The following is a 19,851-nucleotide window of genomic DNA, read 5'->3' on the forward strand; positions in this document are numbered from 1 at the left end:
GTCCCGGCAATCTGGCTCAGGCCCGGAAGGGTTCCGGCCGTCCGCGTGGGACAGAAGGCGGTCGGGTCCCCGCCGGTCCCGCGCGCGGCGCCACGCACCGTGCGCCGATCCTTCCGCTGTCGCCGTACGTCGTAGGGAGAGCCGTTCGTATGACCGCACACCCCGAGCCCACTCCGGCCGCCACCCCGGACGCCGGGCCCGTCACGCCGTCGCCGCTCACCGCTCCGGCCCCGCTCGGACCCCCGCCGCCCTTCGACCCCGAACTCGCGGCGGCACTTGAGGCCCTCGGCCCGGTGCGGATACCGCCGCTGGAGGAACTGGCGAACTCGCGCGAGTCCGTCCTGAACTTCCCCTCGCCCACGCTGGAAGAGCTGCGCGCGGGCGGCGCCTACGAGGTCGAGAAGCGGACCGTGCCCGGCCCCGCGGGCAACCCCGACATCACCCTCTACGTCTGCCGTCCCGCCGGTCTCACCGGCGAGATCCCCGTGCTGTACCACACGCACGGCGGCGGCATGATCCTCGGCGACGCGCTCATCGGCCTGCCGCAGCTGCTCGACGAGTGGGGACGCGGCCTCGGTATCGGGGTCGTCTCGGTGGAGTACCGGCTCGCTCCCGAACACCCCGACCCCGCACCGGTCGAGGACTGCTACGCGGGCCTCGTGTGGACCGCCCGGCACGCCCGGGAACTCGGCTTCGACCCGGAGCGGATCATCATCGCCGGCGGCAGCGCGGGCGGTGGCCTCGCGGCCGGCGTCGCACTCCTCGCGAGGGACCGGGGCGGCCCGGCGCTCCTCGGCCAGCTCCTCATGTGCCCGATGCTGGACGACCGCAACGACACGCCGTCCGCCGCGCAGATGGCCGGGACCGGGGTGTGGGACCGCGAGGCGAACCACACCGGCTGGACGGCGCTGCTCGGCGAGCGACGCGGCGGCCCGGACGTCTCCCCGTACGCGGCCCCGGCCCGCGCCGTCGACCTCTCGGGGCTCCCGCCCGCCTTCGTGGACGTCGGCTCGGCGGAGACCTTCCGCGACGAGGACGTCGCCTACGCGAGCCGCCTGTGGGCCTGCGGCGTCCAAGCCGAACTGCACGTCTGGCCGGGCGGCTTCCACGGCTTCGACGGCATGGCACCGCAGGCCGCACTCTCCCAGTCGGCCCGCGCCGCCCGCACGGACTGGCTGCGGAGGCTGCTGGCGGCATGAGCGCCCGGCAGTGGCCGGGAACGGAAACCTCCCCGCCACTGCCGCCCACCTCCTCCCCGCCCGCACGCGACCGGCCCGCCCGCCGCATACGACCGAGCCCACCCCCTTGCCGCGGGGCCCCGGGCGAGGGCTTCCCCAAGACCGGCCAAACAGGGACGATGGCCGCATGAGAGAACTCGCCGGGCGGCTCGCCGCTCTCGACCCGGACGCCGGTGAAGCCGTCCGGGTCATCGCCTATTTCGACCGGCTCACCGCCGAGCGCGCCGGCCTTGAGGCGCTCGTGCGCGGTGCCGCCGTGCTCGGGGGCAGCGCCGCGCGACTCGCGGACCCCGTGCACGGCGTGCGGATACGGGTCGAGCCCGACGGCCGCCGCGTCGACGGCCCCGCCCTCACCCCCGTACCGCCCGGAGCCGACTGGCCCGGCGTCCCCATCAGCCCCGGCGGGGCGCGCGTCCTGTGGCTGGAACGGCCCGGGGAGCCCGGTCCCGTCGGCGCGATGGTCCTGGAGCGCGCCGCGACCGCCGTACGCGCCGCACTCGACCGCACCCGGGGCCGGGCCCCCACCCCCGGCCCGCCCGCCCCCGACGCCGCCTCCGTCGAGGTGCTGCTCGACGCCGACGCCCCGCCCCGCGCCCGCGAACTCGCCGCCCGCCGCCTGGGCCTCGGCCCCCTGGCCCGCGCGCTCGCCCGCGCGGACGGCACCGCCGACATCGCCGACGCCACCAACGAACACGCCGCACCTCCCCAGGCCCCGGTCCACGAAGGCCCGGCCCCGATCCACGAGCGCGCGGCGCGACGGGACGCCGTCCACGAGCGCGCGGCGCGCCAAGGCGCCGTCCACGGGCGCGCGGCGCGCGAAGCCACCACTCCCGAGAGCGCCCCGGACGTCCCCCGCACCGGGATCGGCCCCGCCGTCGCCCCGCTCGACCTCCCGCACTCCTACGCGCAGGCCCGCGTCGCGCTGCGGTTCACGGCCGAGGGAACGGCCGCAGACCCGGGCCAACGCTGGGTCCGGGCCGAGGAACTGGGCGGCCTGAGCGTGCTCGCGGCCGCCGTGGGTCCGCGTACCGTCCCCGTCCCCGACGTGATCGCGCTGCGCCGCGCCCACGCCGCCGCGCCCTGGGCCCTCCTCACCCTGCACGCCGTCGCGGCGCACGCGAGCCTGCGCACGGCCGCCGCCGCGCTCAACGTGCACCACTCGACGCTCCAGGAACGCCTCGCCCACGCCGAGCGCCTCCTCGGCTGGAACGTCCGCGAGCCCGCAGGCCGCCTGCGCCTCCAACTCGCGCTCGCCCTCGACCGGCTGCACCGCTCGGCGACCAGCACCTGAGGTCGGGGTCCGTCGCGCGGCGCCCAGCGTCCGTCGCCCGACGCCCGACGCCCGACGCCCGACGCCCGTCGCCCGACGCCCGACGCCCGAGGACCGACGCCCATCGCCCGACGGCGTCGCGCACCACCGGCCCTGCGCGCGGCTCCCCTCACACCCCCGTATACGGCCCCCCGATTCCCCAGCCCTGGTGGAGCGCCGTGGCGAACGCGGCCGCGAGCTTGTGCTCCCCCGCCGGTCCCGGGTGCGTCCCGTCGTAGGTGTCGCGCTCAAGGTCCCAGTCCGCCGGAGCCGTCGCGAGGAGCAGCGGCGACGCGGGCGAGTCGAGGTCCGCGACGAGCTTGGCGAGCAACTCGTTGAACCGCTCCACCTGCACCCCGAACTCCGGCTCCCGCACGGCCCGTACGTTTGCCACCACGGGCAGCACCACGGCCCGCACCCCCGGCCTCGCCTCCCGCGCCGCCGTCAGGAAACGGCGGGCGTTCTCCGCCGTCTGCTCCGGGTCGGTGTAGAAGCCGAGGTCGATCAGGCCGAGCGCGACGAGCAGCACGTCCGCCCCGCTCTCGCGCACCGCCGGCCCGACGAGCGGCGCCATGTGCTGCCAGCCCTCACCCCAGCCGGCGAGGTGCCGCCGGGCGTGCGGCGGGAAATCCGCGTCCGGGTACGCGTACGAGACGGCCGCGTCGGCTTCGGCGTCGTACAAGGCCTCGCGCGGGCCGACGAAAGCGAAACCGTCCTCGCCGAGACAGCGGCCCAGGTGCCGCCACAGCCGGTACCTCCAGGTGTGGTCACCGGCCTTGCCGATGGTCTGGCTGTCGCCGACGAGGAGGAAACGCGGGGGGACCGAGACACGCATGGAGCCCATCATCGGGCAGCCCCGCACCGGCCGTGCCCGCCGGTGACCGCCTTGTGACCCCGGGTCCGCGTGAGACGCGCCACGTACCGGCGGTCGCGGGGCGGCCCGCTCCTCCCCGTCACGGATCTTGCGAGACTGGCCCCATGACAGGTCCCCGGCGCCGCCACCCGCTCCCGCCCGTCCGGCGCCCCCGCGCGCGCTCCCTCGCACCGCTCGCCGCGATCACCGCCTTGTGCGGCGCACTGCTCCTCGGCCCCGGAGCGCCCGCGTACGCCACCGACCACCCGGCGTTCACGATCCAGGACGCGCGCGTCACCGAGTCCTCCGGCCTCGCGGCGAGCCGCCTGCACCCCGGCGTCTACTGGACGCACAACGACAGCGACGACGGCCCCTACCTCTACGCGATCGACGGCCGCTCGGGCCGCACCCTGGCCCGGATCACCCTCAGCGGCATCGGCTCGCCCCGGGACGTCGAGGCGATCTCGCTCGGCCCCGACGGCCGCCTCTACGTCGGCGACATCGGCGACAACCTCGACGGCACCTGGCCGCACGTGTGGATCTACGCGCTGCCGGAGCCGAAGCGACTGCGGGACCAGACCGTGCGCGCGACGCAGTACACCGTCCAGTACGAGGGCGGCCCGCGCAACGCCGAGGCGCTCATGGTGCACCCGAAGACCGGGCGGGTGTACATCGCGTCCAAGCGGGAGAGCGGCGGAAACCTCTACGAGGGCCCCGCGAAGCTCTCCCCGACGGGCACCAACGTCTTCCGCAAGATCGCCCCCGTCGACCTGTGGGTCACGGACGGCAGCTTCTCGCCGGACGGCCGCACGCTCGCCCTGCGCGGCTACTTCGGCGGCACGTACTACGACTGGAACGACGGGCGCCCCAAGGCGGCCGGCCGGCTCTCGGTGCCGCTCCAGCGCCAGGGCGAATCGCTCACGTGGACCACGGACGGCACGACGCTCATGTACGGCTCCGAGGGAGCCCGCAGCGAGGTACGCCCCGAAGAGGCCCCCGTACAACCCTCGCCGAGCCCCGGCGCGACGGAGCCCACGCCGGGACAGGGCAAGGGGCAAGGACAACAGCAGGGCGACGGCGCGGACTCGGGCCGGTCCGGCGCGGGCCAGGAGGACGGCGACGAGCACGGCGCGGGCAAGGACGGCGGCGGCACGACGGGCAAGGCCGTCCTCGTCGTGGTGCTCGCCGGAGCCGTGCTGTACGGGCTGCGGCGCCTGCGCGGGAAGCGGGCCCGGAAGTGAGGCGCTGACTGCTTGTGTCTTCATGGTTGCGAACGGTAGTCGACGCCACTGACAATCACTGATTCGCGCGGTTCACCGACCGACGCACGACCGAGGCACCGACCGACGCACCGACCGATTCGGCCGCGCGGTCGGCCCGCGGCCCGGCACGGCGAAGGGGCGCCCCGGCAAGGCGGGGCGCCCCTTCGTGCGTAGCGAGGTGGGTACGTGGCGAAGCCCGGTGTGTACCGGACCGTACGTGCCGTTCCGCGCGTACCGGACCGCGGTCGCTGCCGCGGTCAGTCGCTCAGAGGTGGTCGATGACGTAGTCCACGCAGGCCGTCAGCGCCTCGACGTCCGCCGGGTCGATGGCCGGGAACATCGCGACGCGGAGCTGGTTGCGGCCCAGCTTGCGGTACGGCTCGGTGTCCACGATGCCGTTGGCGCGCAGCACCTTCGCCACCGCCGCCGCGTCGATCGACTCGTCGAAGTCGATCGTGCCGATCACCGCGGAGCGCTGCGCCGGGTCCGTGACGAAGGGGCTCGCGTACGAGGCCTTCTCCGCCCAGCCGTAGAGCGCCTGCGCCGAGGCGGCGGTACGCCCCGTCGTCCACGCGAGGCCGCCCTGGCCGTTGAACCAGTCGAGCTGCTCGGCGAGGAGGAACAGCGTCGCGAGCGACGGGGTGTTGTACGTCTGGTTCTTGCGCGAGTTGTCGATCGCGGTCGGAAGGCTGAAGAACTCGGGCACGTGCCGGCCGGAAGCGTGCACGCGCTCGGCGCGCTCCAGCGCGGCCGGGGAGAACAGGCCGATCCACAGCCCGCCGTCGGAACCGATGTTCTTCTGCGGTGCGAAGTAGTAGACGTCCGTCTCGGAGACGTCGACCGGGAGACCGCCCGCGCCCGAGGTGGCGTCCACGAGGACGAGCGCGCCCTCGTCGGCACCGTCGACGCGGCGCACGGGCGCGGCGACACCGGTGGAGGTCTCGTTGTGGGTGAGGGCGTAGACGTCGACGCCGGGCTCGCCCTTCGGCTCGGGGTGCGTACCGGGCTCGGAGGAGATCACGCTCGGCTCGGCGAGCCACGGCGCGAGCTTCGCCGCCTTCGCGAACTTGGAGGAGAACTCGCCGAAGCTGAGGTGCTGGGACTTGTTCTCGATGAGCCCGTGGGTCGCGACGTCCCAGAAGGCGGTGGAGCCGCCGTTGCCGAGGACGACCTCGTACCCCTCGGGGAGGGAGAAGAGCGAGGAGAGTCCCTCGCGGACCCTGCCCACGAGGTTCTTCACGGGAGCCTGGCGGTGAGAGGTCCCGAGGAGAGAGGTGCCGGTCGCGGCCAGCGCGTCCAGCGCCTCCTTCCGCACCTTGGAGGGACCCGCGCCGAACCGGCCGTCGGCGGGCTTGATGTCAGCGGGAATCTGGATATCGGCCACGGGCCGAGCGTAACCCGCGCGGAAGCGGGGCGGGGCGGGGGTTCGTTGGGTGAGACGGGAGGGGGTGGGGGTGGGTCGGGTGGGGCGCAGGGGGTGCGGGTGAGGGCGTGGTGCGGGGTGGACGGGCGGGGCGCGGGCGGACTCGCGGGGCCTCGGCGAACCCGCCCCCGGACAGTCCCCTCCCTCCCGGGGGCTCCCCTTCATACATTCTTCCGCAAATCCACCACCCCCCACCCCCACCCCAGCAAATCTGTGGATAACTCCCGAAAATAAAAAATCCGCTCACTCATCCCGGTGAACTCAAGCCCCTCCGGTAGACGGCGCTCGCTCTTTCCCCCGCGTACTTCCTACTCCGCCCGGGAAAGATGACACCCCATGAGCCCGCACCCCCGCCCCGCCCCCGACGCCCTCGCCGCCCTCCACCGCACCCTGACCCGCACCGTGCGCGGCACCGTCGACTTCTCGCCCGGGGCCCGCGCGCTCACCACGATGGACGCCTCCAACTACCGCCGCGTCCCGCTCGGCGTCGTCGCCCCGTACGACAGCGACGACATCGCGGCGACCCTCGCCGCCTGCCGCGAGCACGGCGTCCCGCTCGTGCCGCGCGGCGGCGGCACCTCGATCGCCGGACAGGCCACGGGCACCGGCATCGTCCTCGACCTCACGCGCCACATGAACCAGCTGCTCGACCTCGACCCGGGCACCCGCACCGCCCGCGTCCAGCCCGGTCTCGTCCTCGACACGCTCCGTGCCGCGGCCGCCCCCCACGGCCTCACCTTCGGGCCCGACCCCTCCACGCACGCCCGCTGCACCCTCGGCGGCATGATCGGCAACAACTCCTGCGGCGCCCACTCCGTCGCCTGGGGCACGACCGCCGACAACACCGAGACCCTCGATGTCCTCGCCGCCGACGGCACCCCCCACCACCTCACGCGCGGCTGGGACACGCGCCCGCCGACCGGGCCGGACCATACGCCCCCCGAATCCGCCCGTACGCCCCCCGAATCCGCCCGATCCGCCCGTACGCCCCCCGGCCCGGCCGGACCGGCAGAGACGCCACCCGTCCCCGACGCCCTCCGCTCCCTCGTCGACACCCACCTCGCCCTCCTGCGCACCGCCTACCCCACCCTCCCGCGCCGCATCTCGGGCTACGCGCTCGACGCCCTCCTCCCCGAGCACGGCACCGACCTCGCCCGTGCCTGGTGCGGCAGCGAGGGCACGCTCGGGGTGCTCACCGAGGCGCGCGTACGACTTGTCGAAGCGCCCCCGGCGCGCGCCCTCGCGGTCCTCGGGTACGCGGACGAGAGCGAGGCCGCCGAGGCCGCCGCCGGACTCCTGTCCTTCTCCCCGCTCACCGTCGAGGGCATGGCCGCCGACCTCGTACCGGACAGCACGTCGCTGCCGCGCGGCGGCGCGTGGCTCTTCGCCGAGACCGGCGGCGCCGACCGGGCCGAAGCCGCCCACCACGCCCGTCTCCTCGCGGGCGCGGCAGGCGCACTCGACGCACGCGTCGTCACCGACCCAGCCGCCCAACGCGCCCTGTGGCGGGTCCGCGAGGACGCCGCGGGCACCGCGACACGCGGCCCGGACGGCGCCGAGGCGTGGCCGGGCTGGGAAGACGTCGCCGTTCCGCCCGCCCGGCTCGGCCCGTACCTCCGCGAGTTCCGCGCACTCCTCGCCGGCCACGGCCTGCACGGCACGCCCTACGGACACTTCGGCGAGGGCTGCGTCCACGCCCGTATCGACTTCGACCTGCTCAGCGCGCCAGGCATCGCCGTCTTCCGGCGTTTCTCCGAAGAACTCGCGCACCTCGTCGTCGCGCACGGCGGCTCCCTCTCCGGCGAGCACGGCGACGGCCAGGCACGCGCCGAACTCCTCCCCGTCATGTACGGGCCCGAGCTGACCGCGCTGTTCGCGCAGGTCAAGGCCGTGTGGGACCCCGACGACCTCCTCAACCCCGGCATCCTCGTCCGCCCCGCCAAGCTGGATGAGAACCTCCGCTTCGCCGTCCTGCCCCGCGAACCCGTCGACGTCGCCTTCGGATACCCGCAGGACGGCGGCGACTTCTCCGCCGCCGTACGCCGCTGCGTCGGCGTCGCCAAGTGCCGCGAACCCGGCGGCACTCACGGCACCTCCGTCATGTGCCCCTCCTTCCGCGCCACCGGCGCCGAGGAGCACTCCACGCGCGGTCGCGCCCGCCTGCTCCACGAGATGCTCGCGGGCGAGGTCGTCACAGGCGGCTGGCGCGCGCCCGAGGTCCGCGACGCCCTCGACCTGTGCCTCTCGTGCAAGGGCTGCCGCAGCGACTGCCCCGTCGGCGTCGACATGGCCACGTACAAAGCCGAGTTCCTCCACCACCACTACGCCGGACGCCTCCGCCCCGCGAGTCACTACGCCCTCGGTCGGCTGCCCGCCTGGCTCCGCGCCGCCGCGCCCCTCGCCCGCCCCCTCAACGCCGTCGCCCGCCTGCGCCCCCTCACCTCACTCGCCCTCCGCCTCGCGGGCCTCACCCCCGAGCGCCCCCTTCCCGCCCTCGCCACGCGCCCCCTGCGCCCCGGCGAAGAAGGCGCGCCGCCACCCGGCACCCGCCCCCTCCTCCTCTGGCCCGACACCTTCGGCCGCCACCTCGCCCCCCACATCCCGCGTGCCGCCCGCCGCGTTCTCGCGGACGCGGGACTCCACGCGACGACCCCGCCCTCCTGGCTCAGCGGCGCGGGCGTCTGCTGCGGTCTCACGTACGTCTCCACAGGCCAACTCGACGCGGCGCGCCGGGTGATGCGACGGACACTGGACGCGGTGGACGGCATGACGGCCGCGGGCGGCACGACGGCCGCAGGCGGCAGCCCGAGCGCGGGTACGGGTACGACGCCGAGCCCGGCCTCCGCCTCCACCCCGGTCCTCGTCCTCGAACCCAGCTGCGCCGCCGCCCTCCGCACCGACCTGCCCGAACTGCTCCCCGACGACCCGCGCGCCGCCCGGCTCGCCGCCCGCGTCCGCACCTTCGCCCAGGTCCTGGAGGAGGAGGCCGCGCCCGGCTGGGAGCCGCCCCGTATCGCGGCCTCCGCCGTCGGCCAGACGCACTGCCACCAGCACGCCGTACTCGGCGACGCCGCCGAACGGCGCCTGCGCGCGCGGGCCGGCCTCACCGGCGAACTCAGCGGCGGTTGCTGCGGACTCGCGGGCAACTTCGGTTTCGAACGCGGCCACTACGCCACCTCCGTGGCCTGCGCCGAGGACCAGCTCCTGCCCGCCGTCCGCGCGGCGGGAGCCGACACCGTGGTCCTCGCCGACGGCTACTCCTGCCGCACCCAGCTCTCCCACCTCGGCCCTCGCCCCGGCCGCCACCTCGCCGAAGTCCTGGCGGACGCCCTCCCCGCCCGCACCCTGTAGCCCACGGCTGCGACCCGGCGGACGGGGCAGACGAGGGGAGCCGGGGGCAGTTCCACGCGCCCCCGGCGGACACCTGGGAGGGGACGAGGATGACGACGAGCACGACGGAACGGGACGGGGCGAGCCGGGTCGAGGCGACGAGCACTGCCCACGACCTCACGGACTCCACCGCCACCACGGGCGCGACGGGCTCGACGGGCTCCACGGACCTCGCGGCGCGCGGGGCCGAGCTGCGGAGAAGGCTCGAACGACTCCTCGGCATCGCGATGTCCGAGGGAAACGGGCTGCACGCGCTGCGCAACGGGGACGAGATCTTCCCCGCCATGCTCCGCGCCATCGCCTCCGCACGCCGCACCGTGGACATGATGACCTTCGTCTACTGGCGTGGCGAGATCGCCCGCGACTTCGCCCGTGCCCTCGCCGAACGCGCCGAGGCGGGCGTCCGCGTACGCCTGCTCCTCGACGGCTTCGGCGCCCGCACGATAGAACGCGACCTCCTCGACCTCATGGAGAACGCGGGCGTCGTCCTCACCTGGTTCCGTAAACCGCTCCTCATCTCCCCCTTCAAACAGAACCACCGCTGCCACCGCAAAGCCCTCGTGATCGACGAGTCGGTCGCCTTCACGGGAGGCGTCGGCATAGCGGAGGAATGGTGCGGCGACGCCCGAGACTCCTCCGAGTGGCGCGATACGCACGTCGAGGTACGCGGCCCCGCCGTGGACGGCATCGCCGCCGCCTTCGCCCAGAACTGGGCCGAGTGCAACCCCGAACTCTTCGACGAACAAGACCTCTTCACCCCGCAGGAACCGGCCGGCGACGCCGTCGTCCAGGTCGTACGGGGCTCCGCGAGCTTCGGCTGGCAGGACATGCAGACCCTCCTCCGGGTCACCCTGGAATCGGCCCGCGAACGCGTCCGCATCGCCACCGCCTACTTCGCCCCCGACGACTACTTCATCGACCTCCTGTGCGCCGCCGCCGCGCGCGGAGTCCGCGTCGAACTCCTCCAGCCCGGCCCCCACACCGACAAACGCGTCTGCCAACTCGCCGGCCAGCGCCACTACTCCCGTCTGCTCGACTGCGGGGTCCACGTCTGGCAGTACCAGCCGACGATGCTCCACACCAAGATCCTCACCGTCGACCGCACCCTCGCCCTCGTCGGCTCCACCAACTTCAACCGCCGCTCCATGGAGCACGACGAAGAGGTCATGCTCGCCGTCCTCGACCCCTCCTTCGTCGCCGGTCTCGACACCGACTACGACCACGACCTGAGCCGCAGCACCCGCATGAACCCCACCCGCTGGTCCCACCGCTCCCTTCCCCAACGCGCCCGCGAATCCCTGACGCGCCCCCTCGGCCGCTTCCTCTGAACACAGGGGACCAGTCGCCGGTACGGGTTCGGAGCGGCGGCACGGGCCCGGGACGCCGTTACGGGGCCGGGCGGCGGTACGGGTTCGGAGCGGCGGTACGGGGCCGGGCGCCCCCGAATCCGTACGCTCGCGCTCATGACGCACCCTTCCGACGCCCCCGCACCGGGGCCGGACATCTTCGACCGCATGCGCGCCGGTGAGCTGTACCGCGCGGAAGACCCCGAGATCGAAGCCCGCCAGCGCGCGGCCCGTAGGCTCGCCGCCCGCTGGGCGACGGCCTACAACGAGGACCCGGACACCGCTCGCCCCCTCCTCGCGGAACTCCTCGGCTCACTCGGCGAGGACGCCGAGGTCCGCCCTCCGCTCCACCTCGACTACGGCTCCCACCTCCGCATCGGCCCCCGCACCTTCGTCAACTACGGCCTGACCGCCCTGGACGTCGCCGACATCACGATCGGCGCCGACTGCCAACTCGGCCCTCACATCCAGCTCCTCACCCCTACTCACCCCTTGGAACCGGAGCCCCGCCGGGAGAAGTGGGAGGCCGCGCGCCCCATCACCATCGGCGACAACGTCTGGCTCGGTGGCGGCGTCCTCGTTCTGCCGGGCGTCACCATCGGCGAGAACTCCGTCGTCGGCGCCGGCAGCGTCGTCACCAAGGACATCCCCCCGAACACCGTCGCCGTCGGCAACCCGGCCCGCGTCGCCCGCACCCTGTAGCCCCGCACCGCCGTACCCGGCGCCCCCTCAGTCCGTCTCCCCGCCCCGTGCCATCGCCGTCACCTCCCGCGCGAGCGCGACGAACTCCCGCACCTCCTCCCGTTCCCGCCCCGCCCGCCGCACGAGCGAGACCGAGAGCGGCGGGGCATCGCTCAACGGGACGAAGACGACGCCCGGATAGGCATGCATCGCCGCCGTGGCCCGAGCGGTCACCCCAAAGGCGAGCCCCGCCGCGATCGCCGCGAGCCAGTCGTCGGTATTGCCCACGGTCAACGTCGACACCGGCCGTGCCCCGGAGGGCCACAACTCCGGAGTCGTCGAGCCCGAGACGGTGTTGAGGGCGAGCGTCTCCCCGGCCAGCTCCCCCAACCCGATCCGCGCCCGCCCCGCCCACACGCTGTCCTCCGGCACCGCCGCCACTCTCGGTTCCGCGTACAACTCGACCGCCACAAGCCCCGGTTCCGTGACCGGCCCGCGCAACAGCGCGAGATCCACCACCCCGCGCGACAGCCCCGCCGTCCGGTCGTCCACCCGCAGCAGCTCCAGCGGCACATCGGGCCGCCGCTCGCGCCACCTCCGCAACAGCGGCGTCGTGAACCGTCCTGCCGCCGACCAGGCATGCCCGAGCCGCAAGGCCCTCGGCGCCCCGACGAGGGACACGGCCTCGTCGAAGGCGGCGACAGCCGCCCGTGCCCGCACCCGGAACGCCGCCCCCTCGGCCGTGACCGCGAGGTGATGCGTGGACCGGTCCACGAGCCGTACTCCGAGCCCCCGCTCCAGCGCCGCCAGCGTCCGCGAAACCGCCGGCTGCCCCACCCCCAGCCGCGCCGCCGCAGCCGTCACCGACCCCTCCTCCGCCACAGCGAGGAAACACCGCAGGTGCCGCACCTCCACACCACCCCCCACCCCCGCGCCGCCGTACCCCCCGCCACGCGAAGACCCGGAGCGAAGAGCCGGGCCGGGGGAGCGGTGTCCCGGGTCGGGGGAATGGTGTCCCGGGTCGGAGGGCCGGTGCCCCGGGTCGGGGGAGCGGGGCTCTCGGCCGGGGGAGCGGTGTCCCGGCTCGGGGGAGCCGGAACATGCCGTGGGGGGTCCGGTCGCCAGGGCGGACCGGACCGCCCCGGAAGCGGGCCGAGCGGTCCAGGGGCCGGACGGCCGGGCGGCTCGGGAACTCGACCGGACTGGGCCAACGCTGGAGTCCGCTCCGTGGTCAGGACCCGGCCCGGAGCCCGCCTCCGAGCCGGAATCGCGGACGGACATGGGGTACCTCCCTCTCCTCTACCGCGCGCCTCTCCCGCGCTGCGGCGCTTCGCTTGGCCGCGTGGTTGCTGTCATCCACTCGCCCGGCCGGACGACCTGAGCCCGCCTGAGCCCGCGCCGCCGCGCCTGGCCGGCCTGCCGCGATCCGGTGCCCGGCAGCAGGGGCGGCGCGGCGCGGGAGGTGCGGTCCCGCCGGCGCAGAAGCGACGTAGCTGCGATCCACGTCCCTCGCTTATGCGCGCCGAGCATAAGCCCGCCCTCGGCGCATTTCACGGCAGCCGGCTCCGGGCCTACCGTGGGTGGACGCGAGCGCGTCGACGGCAGGTTTCGACACGACCGCGCTGCGGCGGACGGCGGGCGACGGCAGGCGGGCCCCCGGTGGCTCCGTGTGCCTCTCCGCGCACGGACGCACCTTCTCGCGCTCGCGCGGCGACCGGGCTCGAGTCAGCGGAGGGCTAGCGCCCCGGGCCTCTCGGATGCCCGTCGCCGCTGCGGAGGCTCGCAGCGGCGTGCACCTCGGCCACCGGCTGGTGAGCGGTGACCGGAAAGTTCATTTCAGTGCACGCTTTGGTACAACAGGCTGATCGATGCTGCGGTTCGATCCCTACAGGTGACTGACCTCCTGGGTGACGTGGACGTGGACGAGAAGGAGCGGGTTGACGGTGGCTGAGTGGGGCGAAGCGGGAGCGGTGGCGGGTACTGGGCGGTCGGCCGGCTCCGGTCTCCCTGTCCCGCAAGGTCCCGCCGAGGCGACGGTTCCCTCGCTCTCCGCCTCCTCGGTCCCCGTGACCGAGGGGGGCGCTCCTGCCGGCGGTGCCCCGCGCGCCACCCCGCGTGGCGCGCTCGGACCGGTCGGCCTGGTGCTGGCCGGATGCGTGTCGGTCCAGTTCGGCGGAGCGCTCGCGGTGAGCATCATGGGGCGCACCGGGCCCCTCGGCGTGGTGGCGATCCGGCTCGCCGTCGCCGCGCTCGTGCTGCTGCTCTTCTGCCGGCCGAGGCTGCGGGGGCACTCCCGGGCGGACTGGGGCACCGTGATTGCCTTCGGGGTTGCCATGTCCGGCATGAACGCGCTCTTCTACCAGGCCGCCGACCGTATCCCGCTGGGTCTCGCCGTGACCTTCGAGGTGCTGGGTCCGCTGGTCCTGTCGGTTGTCGCCTCCCGTCGTCTCGTGAACTTCCTGTGGGCGCTCCTCGCGCTGCTCGGTGTCTTTCTGCTCAGTGGCACCGGGCTGAGCGACATCGATCCCGTGGGCGTCGTCTTCGCCCTCGGCGCGGGCGTCATGTGGGCCGCGTACATCGTGTTCAGTGCCCGGACCGGTCGCCGCTTCCCGCAGGCTGACGGCCTCGCCCTCGCCATGGCCGTGGGCGCTGTCCTCATCCTGCCGTTCGGTATCGCGCAGGGCGGCGCGACGCTCGTCGTGCCCTCCACGCTCGCTCTCGGTGCCGGTGTCGCTCTCCTTTCCTCCGTGCTCCCCTACACCTTGGAACTCATCGCACTGCGCCGTATCCCCGCCGCCGCCTTCGCGGTGCTGATGAGTCTGGAGCCGGCCATCGCGGCGCTAGCCGGCTTCCTCGTACTGCACCAGGACCTGAGCTGGATCGAAGGGCTGGCCGTTGCCCTCGTCATCGGCGCCAGCATGGGTGCGGTGCGTACGAAGAGTGAACAGCACGACTGACGCCCAACATGCCCAATCCGCGAAATCTTCACTCTCGGGAGTGAAGATAGGGCTGTTCGGGTGTGAACGCCCGTTCTGTTGGCTACGCTCCGTCATGAATTCGATGGCCGTATGTCACCAACGGAGGTCCCCATGTTCGCACGATCGCTACGTTCCGTGTTCATCCCCATGTTCGCGGGCTGGTTGGCACTCTTGCTCGCGACGGCATCCGGGGAGCGTCTCGCCATCGTCCTTCGCCGTGTTCGGGCGTTCATCCACCGGGGCGGCGCCTGCGGCACCGGAGCCGTGGGTGCTGGTCCCCCGCCCGAGCCCCCGCCCATGCGAAGTACGCGACGGACGGGGGCCGATGGCTTGGCGGGGGTGTCGCGACCGTCAGACGACCCGCAGCGTCACGCGCGCGGCGGCGGTCGAGTCGGTGCCCGCGTAGATGTCGAAGGCACCTGTCTCGACGCGGTAGTTCCCGGCCGGGTCGTTGTCCCAGAAGCCGAGGTCCTCGGAGCCCAGCCGCAGCACGACATCCTCGCTCTGCCCCGGCGCCAGCTCGACCCGGGCGAATCCACGAAGCCGCCGTACCGGCTGCACGATCGAGGCGGCCCGGTCGTGCACGTAGACCTGCACGACCTCCGCGCCCGTCACGTCCCCCGCGTTCCTGACCGGCACCGTCACCTCGACCGATCCGCCCTCACCGAGTTCCCGCAGCGAGATCTCGGTCCGGCTCAGGACAGGCGCGCCCGTCTCGAAGCGGGTGTAGCTCAGCCCGTGGCCGAAGGCGAAGCGAGGCCCGTGCTCCAGGTCGAGGTAGAAGGAGCGGAAGGGCACCTTCGGGTCCGTGGGGTCGGCGGGACGGCCGGTGTTCTCGTGGTTGTAGTAGAGCGGGATCTGCCCGACCGAACGCGGGAAGGTGACAGGGAGCTTGGCACTTGGATTGACCTTCCCCGTGAGGACATCCGCGACGGCGTGACCGCCCTCCAGCCCGGGGTGCCAGGCGAAGAGAACGGCCGGCGCCTCGTCGATCCACTCCTCCATGGTGAGCGGCCGACCGCCGAAGACCACGACGGCGAATGGCTTGCCCACGGAGGCCACCTGGCGGATCAGTTCCGCCTGCCCCTCCGGCAACGAGATGTCGGCGCGCGTCGAGGCCTCGCCGCTGATCTCGCCCGGCTCACCGACCGCGACCACGGTCACCTCGGCCTCGCGTACCGCCGCGATCGCCTCCGCCTCGCCCTCGGCGTACAGCACCTCGGCACCGGGAAGCGCCTCGCGCAGGCCCTCCAGCACCGTGGTGGCCGTGAACCGGGCCGCACCGGGACCGGCCCACGTCCCGTGCAGGTCCGTCGAGTGGGCGAACGGCCCGACGACGGCCACCGACGCGGCCGAGGCAACCAAGGGCAGCATGGAGGCTCCGTCCGCGTCCGCCTCGTTCTTGAGGAGCACGAGGGTGCGCGCCGCTGTCTCCCGGGCGGCGCGCCGTGCCTCCGGACCGGGCTCGGTGATCTCCGCGGACTCCTCCGCGTACGGGGCGGTGAAGAGACCGAGGCGTGCCTTGAGGAGCAGGACACGGGTCACCGCTTCGTCCAGGCGTGCCGGGTCGATCGCCCCGACGGCGAGGAGCTTCTCGCCGTGCTCGGTGATGTGGGTACTCACCATCTCCATGTCCACGCCCGCGCCGAGGGCCTGGCGGATGGCGTCGGCCCCTTCCTCCGCGAGCCCGTGCGCGATGAGTTCCTGCACGCCGGTCCAGTCGCTCACGACCATCCCGTCGTACTGCCACTCCTCGCGCAGCACCTCGGTGAGCAGGTGGGAATTGGCGTGCGCGGGGATGCCGGAGACGGTGTTGAACGAGGCCATCACCGTAGCAACGCCGGCATCGAGCGCCGCCTTGAAGGGCGGCAGGTAGACGTTGCGCAGGCGCTGCTCGGAGACGTCCACGGTGTTGTAGTCGCGCCCGCCCTCAGCACCCCCGTAGGCGGCGAAGTGCTTGGCGCAGGCGGCGACCTTGCGCGGGTCGGACGACAGCGCCGGCCCCTGGTAGCCGCGCACCTTGGCGGCAGTGAGAACCGAGGTGAGGTACGGGTCCTCTCCGGCACTCTCCGCGATGCGACCCCAGCGCGGCTCGTGGCACACGTCCATCATCGGGTTGAACGTCCAGTGCACGCCGACCGAGCGCGCTTCCTCGGCGGAGACCTCGCCGTCGCGCGCGGCGACCGCCGGGTCCCAGGAGGCGGCCTGGGCCAGCGGGATCGGGAAGGTCGTCCAGTAGCCGTGGATGACGTCGAGGCCGAAGATCAGCGGGATGCCGAGCCGCGACTCCTCGACGGCGAGCCGCTGGAGGGCGTTGGTGTGCGCGGCGCCCGTGATGTTCAGGACCGAACCGAGCCGTCCCTCGCGGGCCGCGTTCTCGATCTCTTCGGTCTCACCGCCGCCCGGACCGGTGGCGCTGTTCCAGGAGAGCTGCTGGAGCTGACCCAGCTTTTCGGCCACGGTCATTCGGGAGAGGAGGTCCCGGACGAGTTCCAGGTGGTCATCGACGGTGCGTTCGACAGTCATGGCGGTACACGCTAGGCCTTGTGCCCGGGGTTTTCCATGTCGTCCCGTCGCTGTGGGTGTGACAGCGAGAACGGACGGCCGAGGCGCGGAGAGCGCTGGGGGGACAGCCGGGCGCGTCGACCGGGCCGGCGCACGGCGCGGCAGGTCGCCCGGCTCGCGCCGAGGCCGCGGAATGGCGCCTGCGGGGGCCAGGCCACAGGCTGCGGAGTGACGCATCCCCGCAGCCTGTGGAGCCCGCACACCGAACTCCGCGAAGCCCGGGGCCTCGCAGAACCGGGAGCCCGCGAGGCCGGCGCCCAGCTCGGGGGCAGGAGTGTCAGCCGTCGAGGCGCACCGCGTCCCCGTACCCCTCGATGTCCTCGGGCGCGCGGCTGCCGGGTCCGGTGTAGCGGGCGGAGGGGCGCACCAGGCGACCGGTGCGCTTCTGCTCCAGGATGTGCGCGGACCAGCCGGCCGTACGGGCACAGGTGAACATGGAGGTGAAGAGCGGGGCGGGGACCTCGGCGAAGTCGAGCATGATCGCCGCCCAGAACTCGACGTTGGTGGCGAGCACGCGATCGGGCCGGCGGGAGTGCAGCTCGTCGAGAGCGGCCTTTTCCAGGGCCTCGGCGACTTCGAAGCGGGGAGCGCCGAGCTCCTTGGCCGTACGGCGCAGCACGCGGGCGCGCGGGTCCTCGGCGCGGTACACGCGGTGGCCGAAGCCCATGAGGCGTTCGCCGGAGTCGAGGACTCGGCGGACGTAGGCCGTGGCGTCTCCCGTGCGCTCGACCTCCTCCAGCATCCCGAGCACGCGGGACGGCGCTCCGCCGTGGAGCGGCCCCGACATCGCGCCGACCGCTCCCGAGAGCGCCGCGGCGACATCGGCACCTGTGGAGGCGATGACGCGTGCGGTGAAGGTCGACGCGTTCATGCCGTGCTCGGCCGCCGAGGTCCAGTAGGCGTCCACGGCCTTCACGTGGCGGGGGTCGGGTTCGCCGCGCCAGCGGATCATGAACCGCTCGACGATGGAGCGGCCTTTGTCGATCTCGCTCTGCGGAACCATGGGCGACTGCTGACCGCGCGCCGCCTGGGCGACGTAGGAGAGCGCGGTGACGGCGGAGCGCGCGAGGTCGGTACGGGCCTGGGCGGCGTCGATGTCGAGCAGTGGCCGCAGGCCCCAGATGGGTGCGAGCTGCGCGAGCGCGGACTGGACATCGACGCGGATGTCACCCGTGTGGACCGGCAAGGGAAAGGGTTCGGCCGGTGGGAGGCCGGGCGTGAAGGAGCCGTCGACGAGGAGCCCCCATACGTTGCCGAAGGAGACCTTGCCGACCAGGTCCTCGATGTCGACGCCGCGGTAGCGCAGTGCGCCGCCTTCCTTGTCGGGTTCGGCGATCTCCGTCTCGAAGGCGATGACCCCTTCGAGGCCGGGCACGAAATCGGACATCTCGCTGCTCCTCGTCTCACAGTGACCTCGCGGTGACCGCGTTCCTGACCGGACGACCCGGCCTCGCAGCCCCGACGCTCCTGGTGGCCCTCGCGACCGTACGACTCGGCCGGAAGAGCCGCGCCACGTGGACGGACCCGCCGGCGGCGGCCGTCGCCCATCGGGCGCGTTTCTGCGTCATGCCCGGTACGGGGGCGAGTCACCCCTCCCAGCGACGGGTGCTCCCGTGACGTACGCGACACATGGGTGGGGGCGGTGCGGCAGGATGGCGCCGTGAGCGAGGAGAACGCGCCGGAGGCGCGAGACGGGGACGCGGAGCGGGAGCCGGACGGGAGCGCGCGGCGGGGGCGCGTACCGCACGTACTCGATCCCGCGGGGATGCGTGAGCAGTACCGGGCCGAGGGGATCGAGGCCGAGAGGCTCGCGGCGGAGCCGATGGAGCAGTTCGGGCGATGGTTCGCGGACGCGGTGTCGGCGGGAATCTACGAACCCAACGCCATGGTCGTCTCGACCGCGGACACCCGTGGCAGGCCCAGCTCAAGGACGGTGCTGCTGAAGCAGTACGCGGCGCGCGGGTTCGTCTTCTACACCAACCACACCTCTCGCAAGGGCCGTGAGATCGCGGAGAACCCGCACGTCGCGTTGCTCTTCCCCTGGCACTCGATGGCCCGCCAGGTCCTTGTCACCGGCACGGCGGCGCATCTGGACCGCGCGGAGACCGCCGCGTACTTCCACAGCCGGCCGCACGGTTCGCAACTCGGGGCCTGGGCGAGCGATCAGTCACGGACCGTCGCGTCCCGCGAGGTGCTCGACGAGCAGTACGCGCGGCTCGCCGCCCGCTACCCGGAGGGCAGCGAGGTGCCTGTGCCGCCGCACTGGGGCGGTTATCTCGTCACACCCGAGTCGGTCGAGTTCTGGCAGGGACGGGAGAACCGCCTTCACGACCGTCTGCGCTATCGCCGTGCGGGAGGGGAGCCGGGCGCGGAGCCGGAGTGGACGCTCGAACGACTGAGCCCCTGAGGGGAACGTGGAATCCCCCGAATGGCTGTGGAAAACCCCTGCTCAGCCGATGCATCGGAAACTTCGCTCACTCTGAGGAGTGGGGCGTTGGAAAACTTCGGCGGGGTTATCCACAGATGCGGTTGGGTGGGGGTGGGCGGGGGCGGGCTTGCGAAAGAATGGTGTTGGGGCCGCCCCCTGGGAGGGCGGGGGCTGCCCTGGGTGAGGCATGGGCCGGACGGGCACCTCTACGCCACCACCTCGCGATCCCCGCTCCCCGCATCAACACCGGCGCTCGCCCCAGCCTCAGCGCCCGCGCCGCGCGTAGCCCTCGCCCCAGCGAAGTCCTCCTGAGAAACCCCAACGCACGCCGCCCGAGCAGGCCGCCACGCGGTCACCCAACGCGGGCCGCTCAACGCA

The 19,851-nt window shown here is 73.5% G+C and carries 13 protein-coding genes; 8 read left to right on the forward strand and 5 right to left on the reverse strand.

Features of this window, described 5'->3' with window-relative positions:
- Positions 1-149 precede the first annotated feature (149 nt).
- Together ACIP4O_RS03100 and ACIP4O_RS03105 are read left to right on the forward strand one after the other, a co-directional pair.
- A complete protein-coding gene (locus ACIP4O_RS03100; protein WP_401570834.1) occupies positions 150-1,199 on the forward strand; it encodes an alpha/beta hydrolase in 1,050 nt (349 codons plus the stop codon).
- A gap of 166 nt (positions 1,200-1,365) precedes the next feature.
- On the forward strand, positions 1,366-2,529 hold the full coding sequence (locus ACIP4O_RS03105; RefSeq protein ID WP_401570836.1) for a helix-turn-helix domain-containing protein: 1,164 nt from the start codon (positions 1,366-1,368) through the stop codon (positions 2,527-2,529).
- 148 nt (positions 2,530-2,677) lie between these two features.
- Here the strand turns inward: ACIP4O_RS03105 and ACIP4O_RS03110 are convergent, their stop codons facing one another.
- Positions 2,678-3,382, reverse strand: coding sequence for a GDSL-type esterase/lipase family protein (locus tag ACIP4O_RS03110; RefSeq protein WP_401570839.1), 705 nt, complete (start codon positions 3,380-3,382; stop codon positions 2,678-2,680).
- A 143-nt stretch (positions 3,383-3,525) separates the two neighbouring features.
- Here ACIP4O_RS03110 and ACIP4O_RS03115 point away from each other — a divergent pair, with 143 nt between their 5' ends.
- Entirely contained in the window at positions 3,526-4,641 is a 1,116-nt protein-coding gene (locus ACIP4O_RS03115; protein WP_401570842.1) for a WD40 repeat domain-containing protein, read from the forward strand.
- A 286-nt stretch (positions 4,642-4,927) separates the two neighbouring features.
- Here ACIP4O_RS03115 and serC read toward each other — a convergent pair whose 3' ends face one another.
- The gene (serC, locus tag ACIP4O_RS03120) at positions 4,928-6,046 is read right to left on the reverse strand and encodes a phosphoserine transaminase (protein WP_401570844.1); all 1,119 of its coding nucleotides are present in this window, start codon (positions 6,044-6,046) and stop codon (positions 4,928-4,930) included.
- Between the two features lie 375 nt (positions 6,047-6,421).
- On the opposite strand from serC, the gene ACIP4O_RS03125 reads away from it, so the two are divergent.
- From ACIP4O_RS03125 to ACIP4O_RS03135, 3 genes are all read left to right on the forward strand, one after another.
- A complete protein-coding gene (locus ACIP4O_RS03125) occupies positions 6,422-9,436 on the forward strand; it encodes an FAD-linked oxidase C-terminal domain-containing protein (protein WP_401570847.1) in 3,015 nt (1,004 codons plus the stop codon).
- A gap of 89 nt (positions 9,437-9,525) precedes the next feature.
- Positions 9,526-10,803, forward strand: coding sequence for a phosphatidylserine/phosphatidylglycerophosphate/cardiolipin synthase family protein (locus ACIP4O_RS03130; RefSeq protein WP_401570850.1), 1,278 nt, complete (start codon positions 9,526-9,528; stop codon positions 10,801-10,803).
- Between the two features lie 135 nt (positions 10,804-10,938).
- Positions 10,939-11,523 carry a maltose acetyltransferase domain-containing protein gene (locus tag ACIP4O_RS03135; RefSeq protein WP_401570852.1) on the forward strand — a complete coding sequence of 195 codons (585 nt, stop codon included), beginning with the start codon at positions 10,939-10,941 and terminating at the stop codon, positions 11,521-11,523.
- A 27-nt stretch (positions 11,524-11,550) separates the two neighbouring features.
- On the opposite strand, the gene ACIP4O_RS03140 is transcribed toward ACIP4O_RS03135, so the two are convergent.
- A complete protein-coding gene (locus tag ACIP4O_RS03140) occupies positions 11,551-12,429 on the reverse strand; it encodes a LysR family transcriptional regulator (protein WP_401570855.1) in 879 nt (292 codons plus the stop codon).
- A gap of 1,043 nt (positions 12,430-13,472) precedes the next feature.
- On the opposite strand from ACIP4O_RS03140, the gene ACIP4O_RS03145 reads away from it, so the two are divergent.
- Positions 13,473-14,459: an EamA family transporter gene (locus ACIP4O_RS03145; RefSeq protein ID WP_401573789.1), complete on the forward strand. Its 987-nt coding sequence runs from the start codon at positions 13,473-13,475 to the stop codon at positions 14,457-14,459.
- 372 nt (positions 14,460-14,831) lie between these two features.
- Here ACIP4O_RS03145 and ACIP4O_RS03150 read toward each other — a convergent pair whose 3' ends face one another.
- Entirely contained in the window at positions 14,832-17,006 is a 2,175-nt protein-coding gene (locus ACIP4O_RS03150; protein ID WP_401570858.1) for a glycoside hydrolase family 3 N-terminal domain-containing protein, read from the reverse strand.
- Between the two features lie 316 nt (positions 17,007-17,322).
- Positions 17,323-18,432 carry a citrate synthase 2 gene (locus tag ACIP4O_RS03155; protein ID WP_361319870.1) on the reverse strand — a complete coding sequence of 370 codons (1,110 nt, stop codon included), beginning with the start codon at positions 18,430-18,432 and terminating at the stop codon, positions 17,323-17,325.
- A gap of 273 nt (positions 18,433-18,705) precedes the next feature.
- On the opposite strand from ACIP4O_RS03155, the gene pdxH reads away from it, so the two are divergent.
- Positions 18,706-19,452 carry a pyridoxamine 5'-phosphate oxidase gene (gene pdxH, locus ACIP4O_RS03160; protein WP_401570861.1) on the forward strand — a complete coding sequence of 249 codons (747 nt, stop codon included), beginning with the start codon at positions 18,706-18,708 and terminating at the stop codon, positions 19,450-19,452.
- Positions 19,453-19,851: the final 399 nt, after the last annotated feature.

The sequence above is a fragment of the Streptomyces sp. NPDC088923 genome (assembly GCF_044749745.1).
Lineage (GTDB): Bacteria > Actinomycetota > Actinomycetes > Streptomycetales > Streptomycetaceae > Streptomyces.

Excerpts from the sequence above, each read along its gene's own strand:
- ACIP4O_RS03135 (WP_401570852.1), top strand. The coding sequence starts at position 10,939 with ATGACGCACCCTTCCGACGCCCCCGCACCGGGGCCGGACATCTTCGAC.
- ACIP4O_RS03115 (WP_401570842.1), top strand. The coding sequence starts at position 3,526 with ATGACAGGTCCCCGGCGCCGCCACCCGCTCCCGCCCGTCCGGCGCCCC.
- ACIP4O_RS03155 (WP_361319870.1), bottom strand. The coding sequence starts at position 18,432 with ATGTCCGATTTCGTGCCCGGCCTCGAAGGGGTCATCGCCTTCGAGACG.
- ACIP4O_RS03130 (WP_401570850.1), top strand. The coding sequence starts at position 9,526 with ATGACGACGAGCACGACGGAACGGGACGGGGCGAGCCGGGTCGAGGCG.
- ACIP4O_RS03125 (WP_401570847.1), top strand. The coding sequence starts at position 6,422 with ATGAGCCCGCACCCCCGCCCCGCCCCCGACGCCCTCGCCGCCCTCCAC.
- ACIP4O_RS03150 (WP_401570858.1), bottom strand. The coding sequence starts at position 17,006 with ATGACTGTCGAACGCACCGTCGATGACCACCTGGAACTCGTCCGGGAC.
- ACIP4O_RS03105 (WP_401570836.1), top strand. The coding sequence starts at position 1,366 with ATGAGAGAACTCGCCGGGCGGCTCGCCGCTCTCGACCCGGACGCCGGT.
- ACIP4O_RS03110 (WP_401570839.1), bottom strand. The coding sequence starts at position 3,382 with ATGCGTGTCTCGGTCCCCCCGCGTTTCCTCCTCGTCGGCGACAGCCAG.
- ACIP4O_RS03100 (WP_401570834.1), top strand. The coding sequence starts at position 150 with ATGACCGCACACCCCGAGCCCACTCCGGCCGCCACCCCGGACGCCGGG.